This window comes from Pantoea conspicua (assembly GCF_002095315.1).
In the GTDB taxonomy this organism is placed as follows: Bacteria; Pseudomonadota; Gammaproteobacteria; order Enterobacterales; family Enterobacteriaceae; genus Pantoea; species Pantoea conspicua.
This window is the reverse complement of the sequence record NZ_MLFN01000054.1, coordinates 22,716-29,197: the sequence shown is the minus strand read 5'-3', so window position 1 is coordinate 29,197 and position 6,482 is coordinate 22,716. Positions and strand designations below refer to the sequence as shown.

Annotated in this window: 7 protein-coding genes and 1 tRNA gene; 6 read left to right on the top strand and 2 right to left on the bottom strand. The window is 54.0% G+C overall.

All coding sequences use genetic code 11. The features are described from left to right. Positions 1–5 precede the first annotated feature (5 nt). Positions 6–81 (top strand) — tRNA-Trp (locus HA41_RS16110). 128 nt (positions 82–209) lie between these two features. Here HA41_RS16110 and hdfR read toward each other — a convergent pair. After that, positions 210–1,043, bottom strand: coding sequence for an HTH-type transcriptional regulator HdfR (gene hdfR, locus HA41_RS16105; protein WP_094121631.1), 834 nt, complete (start codon positions 1,041–1,043; stop codon positions 210–212). A 120-nt stretch (positions 1,044–1,163) separates the two neighbouring features. Here hdfR and HA41_RS16100 point away from each other — a divergent pair, with 120 nt between their 5' ends. Continuing rightward, positions 1,164–1,502 (top strand): MaoP family protein, encoded by a 339-nt coding sequence (locus tag HA41_RS16100; RefSeq protein WP_094121630.1) that lies wholly within the window; start codon positions 1,164–1,166, stop codon positions 1,500–1,502. A 26-nt stretch (positions 1,503–1,528) separates the two neighbouring features. On the opposite strand, the gene HA41_RS16095 is transcribed toward HA41_RS16100, so the two are convergent. Then, positions 1,529–3,049, bottom strand: coding sequence for a YifB family Mg chelatase-like AAA ATPase (locus HA41_RS16095; protein ID WP_094121629.1), 1,521 nt, complete (start codon positions 3,047–3,049; stop codon positions 1,529–1,531). Positions 3,050–3,379: 330 nt separating this feature from the next. On the opposite strand from HA41_RS16095, the gene ilvL reads away from it, so the two are divergent. From ilvL to HA41_RS16075, 4 genes are all read left to right on the top strand, one after another. Next, positions 3,380–3,478: an ilv operon leader peptide gene (ilvL, locus tag HA41_RS16090; RefSeq protein ID WP_082097622.1), complete on the top strand. Its 99-nt coding sequence runs from the start codon at positions 3,380–3,382 to the stop codon at positions 3,476–3,478. Between the two features lie 150 nt (positions 3,479–3,628). After that, positions 3,629–5,275: an acetolactate synthase 2 catalytic subunit gene (gene ilvG, locus HA41_RS16085; RefSeq protein ID WP_094121628.1), complete on the top strand. Its 1,647-nt coding sequence runs from the start codon at positions 3,629–3,631 to the stop codon at positions 5,273–5,275. Beyond that, complete coding sequence (gene ilvM / locus HA41_RS16080; RefSeq protein WP_008926359.1) at positions 5,272–5,529, top strand: acetolactate synthase 2 small subunit; 258 nt, start codon at positions 5,272–5,274, stop codon at positions 5,527–5,529. Before ilvG ends, ilvM begins: the two co-directional genes overlap by 4 nt. A gap of 18 nt (positions 5,530–5,547) precedes the next feature. Beyond that, positions 5,548–6,477, top strand: a complete 930-nt coding sequence (locus HA41_RS16075) for a branched-chain amino acid transaminase (protein WP_094121627.1) — start codon at positions 5,548–5,550, stop codon at positions 6,475–6,477. Positions 6,478–6,482 lie beyond the last annotated feature (5 nt).

Genomic DNA, 6,482 nt, shown 5'->3' with positions numbered 1-6,482 from the left:
TATTTAGGGGCGTAGTTCAATTGGTAGAGCACCGGTCTCCAAAACCGGGTGTTGGGGGTTCGAGTCCCTCCGCCCCTGCCAGAAAACGATCCTTTGCTTCGGCAAAGGATTTTTTTTTGCCTGTAGCCAATGCAGAACAAAAAACCAGCTCACATCCGCTGGCTTTTCATCCTTCCCCTCGCCTTTATCCCACTTTTCCCGTTCGAAAATCAGCTGTTTTGCCTGACCAGAACCGGAAACTTCAGCAACTGACGAATATGAGCTTGTTGATCACTGTTCTGTAACCAGACGGCATAAAGCGGGCGCACCGCAACCGGCGTATCCGGAATCACCATCAGCTCGCTGTAGAGGCTATGCCAGAAGTCAGGCAGAAAGGCGCAGGCACCTGTCGTATGCAATAGCTCACGTGTGACATGAGCCGATGTTGTGGTCAGGACCGGTACGTCATCACCGCCGGAGAGATAGCTCTCGTGCTGATGAAAATCTGCGCCCCATTCCAGCTTAATATAATCATACTTCTCACGCTTTCCACTCTGCCGTGCACAAAATAATGCCAGTGAGATATGACCAATCTGCTGGCTGGTCAGCTCATCCATTTTTGGTGCTTCAGTGGTGATCAGCAGATCCAGCTGGCGCTCATGCAGCTGCTTAACCAGCAGATGACGCTGCGCGACTCGCGCTTCTAAATGCAGGCTCTCCCGGTTCTCATAGAGCGTCTGCAGCCACGGTGTGAGATAGGCTTCCCAGAGCGAGGCACTGGCCCCGATAGAGAGCTCATGATGTTGCTGGGTGTGGGAGACCTCCTTCTTAGCCATCAGCCAGGTACTCATCAGGCTTTCAGCGTAGGGCAATAGCCGTTCGCCCGCGGCCGTCAGCCGTATGTTGTTGCGATGCCGGGTAAAAAGATTGACACCAAGCTGATTTTCCAGCTGACGGATGCGAAAACTGACAGCAGATTGCGTGAGGTAAAGTGCTTCCGCAGCACGCCCGAAATGGCGCGTTCGACTTACTTCCAGGAAAGTCTTCAGTAATTCCGTATCCACAGCGTTCTCCCAAAATTTGTTTGTCGTATAGATTTAAATGTTTTGTTTTACACTCTGTCAAGCCTATCTAATACTCCGCGCCATAAATAGTAAGGCATAAGAGAATCAGGAGCGTGTAACATGGCGGAAAGCTTCTTAACCGAAAATCGTTTCTTTGATAACAAACATTACCCGCGTGGTTTCTCACGTCACGGTGATTTTACGATTAAAGAAGCCCAGCTTCTTGAACGCCACGGTTTCGCCTTTAATGAGCTTGATTTATCAAAGCGTGAACCTGCAACAGAAGAAGAACGGTTATTCATTGAAGTGTGTCGTGGTCAGCGTGAGCCGCAAACGGAAGCTGAGCGTGTATGGACCAAATACATCACACGCATTAAGCGTCCGAAGCGTTTTCACACACTGTCTGGCGGGAAGCCGCAGATGGATACCGTTGAAGACTTCAGCGACAGCGACGACTAATAAAGAAGGGGCGTAAGCCCCTTCTTTTATTGCAGGCTGTTATGCAGATGGATCATTAAGCGATCAATACAGCGATAACTCACCGCTTCCTGCAAATGCGCCCGGCTTATCTTCTCATCCCCCGCCAGGTCAGCCAGCGTTCGAGACACTTTTAAAATCCTCTGCCAGGCCCGTACCGATAAACCCAGCTTCTCCAGCACCGACTCCAGCCATTCAGCATCTTCTTTGCCAATCTGACACCAGCGCAGAATTTCTGCATTGTTCATATGCGCATTAATCTTGCCTGACCGCGCCAGCTGAATAGCGCGTGCGGCGACGACCCGATGACGCACCGTCGCTGAGTTCTCCGCCGGGTGGCATTGTCTGCTTAGCATCCCACCCGGTAGCAGCGGGACTTCAAGCGACAGATCAAAGCGATCAAGAAAAGGGCCGGATAATTTGCTGAGATAGCGCAGCACCTGCTGTGGCGAGCAACGATTATGCTGACCCTGATAATGTCCGGTAGGGCTCGGGTTCATCGCGGCGATGAGCTGAAACCGTGCAGGATAGGTTACTTTTGCTCTGGCTCGGGAAATAGCAATGAGTCCCGACTCTATCGGTTCACGTAGCGAGTCGAGCACTTTGCGATCAAATTCCGGCAGTTCATCTAAAAACAGTACGCCATTATGTGCCAGCGAGATCTCGCCGGGCCGCGGCAGTGAGCCGCCCCCAATCAGGGCATACAGAGAGGCGCTGTGGTGAGGCGACCTGAATGGCCTTGTGCGCCACTGTCGGTGTGATGGGTTGCCGTTGACCAGGCTGGCAATAGCCGCGCACTCCAGCGCCTCCTGATCGCTCAGGGGCGGCATGATGCCCGGTAGTCGGGTCGCCAGCATGGTTTTGCCTGTGCCGGGCGGTCCGATCAGCAACAGGTTATGACCACCTGCTGCGGTAACTTCTAATGCTCTGCGTCCCTGTTGCTGACCAATAATGTCGGCGAGATCATCGCCCGACGCTTCACACTGATCGTCAGGATAGCTGGCAAGCGATAAAGTGAGCTGATTATGCAAAAAAGCACAGACCTCACTGAGGTGTGATGCAATCAACGATGAACCCTGGCGAATCAATCCGACATCCGTCTGGTTCTGGCGGGAGAGCACCAGCTGCCGCCCGGCCTGGATTGCCACCATTGCCGCGGGAATCGCGCCTTGTACACCACAGAGCGCGCCGTCAAGGGCGAGCTCGCCCAGAAACTCATAATGAGTCAGCTTATCCGCAGGCAGCTGTTCAGAGGCCACCAGAATGGCGATCGCCATCGGCAAGTCATAACGTCCTCCCTCTTTGGGGAGATCCGCCGGCGCCAGGTTGATGGTGACCCGTTTGGCCGGAAAGATAAATCCGCTATTGATAATGGCGCTGCGTACCCGTTCACGCGCCTCTTTTACCGTGGTCTCTGGCAGGCCGACCAGCGTCAGGGCGGGCAGACCATTGCTGATATGCGCCTCGATAGTCACCAGTGGCGCCTCTACCCCCAACGCAGCCCGGGTCAGGACTTTTGATAATGACATAATCGCTCCTTAATGCTGCCAGTCTGCGGTCAGCAAAAAAGAAAAGCGAAGAGAGCATCATCGATATACGAGTCGGAACACAGCGGATCGGTAACCGTTACAGAGCGGGTCAAAAGCGAGCGAGGCTGTACGCAAATCCAGCAGAATATTATTACGTCACGAAAGTGATGAATATTTATCATCCGGAAATTATTCTTTTTATTACAAATCGATAGGCTGATACTTAATGCCAGTCACCGAAAAAAGCAGACGAAAAATGTTGTGCTATCCCCCCTGACTATGTTAACTCTGTAGGCATTACTTCGAACACGTAAAAGAATTGAACAGCATATGAAAGCCCTTCTACAAGTGATTAGCCTGGTTGTGATTAGCGTGGTGGTGATTATCAACCTACCGTGCGGGGCTACGCTTGGAGAAAGAAAGGCTTAAAAATCAAGCCTCGAATCCGAAAAAACCCCCGCACCGAAAGGTCCGGGGGTTTTTTTTCGACCAGGCGAAATATTAGTAAATCCACAAGGAACAAACAATGAACAGTAGCATAAAATTCTGTTGTTCCGGTCAGGACACAGGAGAATAGCGATGACAGGTGCACAGTGGGTAGTTCAGGCTTTACGCGCGCAGGGTGTTGATACCGTATTCGGTTACCCTGGCGGCGCCATCATGCCGGTATACGACGCGCTCTACGATGGCGGCGTGGAACACCTACTGTGTCGTCATGAGCAAGGCGCAGTGATGGCTGCGATCGGTTATGCGCGCTCAACCGGAAAAACCGGTGTCTGCATTGCTACCTCGGGGCCGGGTGCAACGAACCTGATCACCGGGCTGGCCGATGCGATGATGGATTCGGTACCGGTGGTGGCGGTGACCGGCCAGGTCTCTTCCGCGTTTATTGGTACAGATGCCTTTCAGGAAATCGACGTACTGGGCTTATCCCTGGCCTGCACCAAACACAGTTTTCTGGTCGAGTCGTTAGACGAGTTGCCTGCCGTCATGGCTGAAGCGTTCGCCCTGGCGCAGTCGGGCCGTCCGGGTCCGGTGCTGGTTGATATCCCTAAAGATATCCAGATTGCGCAGGGCGAACCCACGCCGCATCTGGTGCCGGTAGAAGAGGGGATGGATCTGCCGCATCAGGCGATAGTCGACGCGCGTGCGATGCTGGCGCAGGCCAGGAAACCGATGCTCTATATCGGTGGCGGCGTGGGGATGGCGCAGGCTGTTCCCGCACTGCGTGCGCTGGCTGAAGAAACGGGCATTCCTGCCGTGGCAACGCTGAAAGGTCTGGGCAGCGTGGATGCAGACAGCGAGCTCTATCTCGGCATGCTGGGGATGCACGGCACCAAAGCGGCTAACCTGGCGGTTCAGAGCTGTGACTTACTGATTGCGGTTGGCGCGCGCTTTGACGATCGGGTAACCGGCAAGCTGGATACCTTTGCCCCGCACGCCAGCGTCATTCATCTTGATATCGATCCGGCTGAACTGAACAAATTACGTCGCGCCCACGTTTCATTGCAGGGCGATCTTAACCATCTGCTGCCCGCGCTGAGCCAGCCCTTGAATATCGATGCCTGGCGTGATGAGGTGCAAGCGCTCAAAGCCAGTCACAGCTGGCGTTACGACCATCCGGGTAACGCCATTTATGCCCCGCTGTTGCTGAAGCAACTTTCCGATCGCAAACCCGTCAGCGCGGTAGTCACCACCGATGTCGGTCAGCATCAGATGTGGGCAGCCCAGCACATGGCGTTTAGCGCGCCAGAGAATTTCATCACCTCCAGCGGCTTAGGCACCATGGGGTTTGGCTTACCGGCCGCGATTGGTGCGCAGGTCGCCCGCCCGCAGGACACTGTCATCTGTGTTTCTGGCGACGGCTCAATCATGATGAACATTCAGGAGCTGGGCACCATCAAACGCGGCAAGCTGCCGGTCAAAATCGTGCTGCTGGATAATCAGCGTCTCGGTATGGTTCGCCAGTGGCAGCAGCTGTTTTTTGATGGTCGCTACAGCGAAACCAATCTGTCTGACAACCCCGATTTCCTGACGCTGGCCAGCGCCTTTGATATCCCCGGCCAGCGCATTACCCGTAAAGAACAGGTCGACGCCGCACTTGATGCTCTGCTGAACAGCGAAGGTCCTTACTTCCTGCATGTTGCAATTGATGAGCATGAAAACGTCTGGCCACTGGTACCGCCGGGTGCCAGCAATGCACAAATGATGGAGAAAACCGTATGAATCAGCATCAATTGTCTATCGAAGCCCGCTTTCGCCCTGAAATATTGGAGCGCATCTTACGTGTAGTGCGTCACCGCGGCTTTCAGGTTTGCTCAATGAACATGGCCTCCGTGGCCAACGCTGAAAACATTAATATCGAAATGACCGTTGCCAGCCAGCGCTCCGTCGATTTACTGTCTTCGCAGTTAAGCAAACTGATCGATGTCGCCTGCGTTCAGATTCAACAACAGACAACACAACAAATCCGCGCCTAGCCGCGAGAGGGAAGAAAAATGAGCACGAAGAAAGCAGACTTTATTTGGTTCAATGGCGAGATGGTTAAGTGGGAAGAGGCGAAGGTTAGCGTCATGTCCCACGCGTTGCACTACGGTACGTCGGTATTTGAAGGCGTGCGTTGCTACGACTCTCACAAAGGACCGGTTGTGTTCCGCCATCGCGAACACATGCAACGTCTGCACGACTCCGCCAAAATCTACCGTTTCCCGATTAAAAGCAGCGTTGATGAGCTGATGGAAGCGTGCCGCGAAGTCATTCGCGTCAATAAACTGAAAAGTGCCTATATCCGTCCACTGGCGTTTGTCGGTGATGTCGGCCTGGGTGTGAACCCGCCAGACGGTTTCAGCACCGATGTGATCATTGCCGCCTTCCCGTGGGGTGCTTACCTCGGTGCCGAAGCGCTGGAAAATGGCATTGATGCGATGGTCTCCTCGTGGAACCGTGTTGCACCGAACACCCTGCCGACAGCGGCCAAAGCCGGCGGTAACTATCTCTCTTCTCTGCTTGTGGGTAGCGAAGCCCGTCGTCACGGCTATCAGGAAGGTATCGCGCTGGATACCAACGGCTACATCTCTGAAGGTGCGGGTGAAAACCTGTTTGAAGTCAAAGATGGCATTCTGTTCACACCGCCATTCACCTCTTCCGCTCTGCCAGGCATCACTCGCGACGCCATCATCAAACTGGCGATCGATATGGGTATTGAAGTACGTGAACAAACGCTGTCGCGTGAATCACTCTATCTGGCGGATGAGATCTTCATGTCCGGCACCGCAGCGGAAATCACGCCGGTGCGCAGCGTTGATCGCATTCAGGTCGGCGAAGGCAAACGCGGCCCGATTACCGCCCGCATCCAGCAGGCCTTCTTTGGTCTGTTCACTGGCGAGACCGAAGACAAATGGGGCTGGTTAGATCCGGTTAACGCATAAGCAGA

Excerpts from the sequence above, each read along its gene's own strand:
- HA41_RS16095 (WP_094121629.1), bottom strand. The coding sequence starts at position 3,049 with ATGTCATTATCAAAAGTCCTGACCCGGGCTGCGTTGGGGGTAGAGGCG.
- ilvM (WP_008926359.1), top strand. The coding sequence starts at position 5,272 with ATGAATCAGCATCAATTGTCTATCGAAGCCCGCTTTCGCCCTGAAATA.
- ilvL (WP_082097622.1), top strand. The coding sequence starts at position 3,380 with ATGAAAGCCCTTCTACAAGTGATTAGCCTGGTTGTGATTAGCGTGGTG.
- HA41_RS16100 (WP_094121630.1), top strand. The coding sequence starts at position 1,164 with ATGGCGGAAAGCTTCTTAACCGAAAATCGTTTCTTTGATAACAAACAT.
- HA41_RS16075 (WP_094121627.1), top strand. The coding sequence starts at position 5,548 with ATGAGCACGAAGAAAGCAGACTTTATTTGGTTCAATGGCGAGATGGTT.
- ilvG (WP_094121628.1), top strand. The coding sequence starts at position 3,629 with ATGACAGGTGCACAGTGGGTAGTTCAGGCTTTACGCGCGCAGGGTGTT.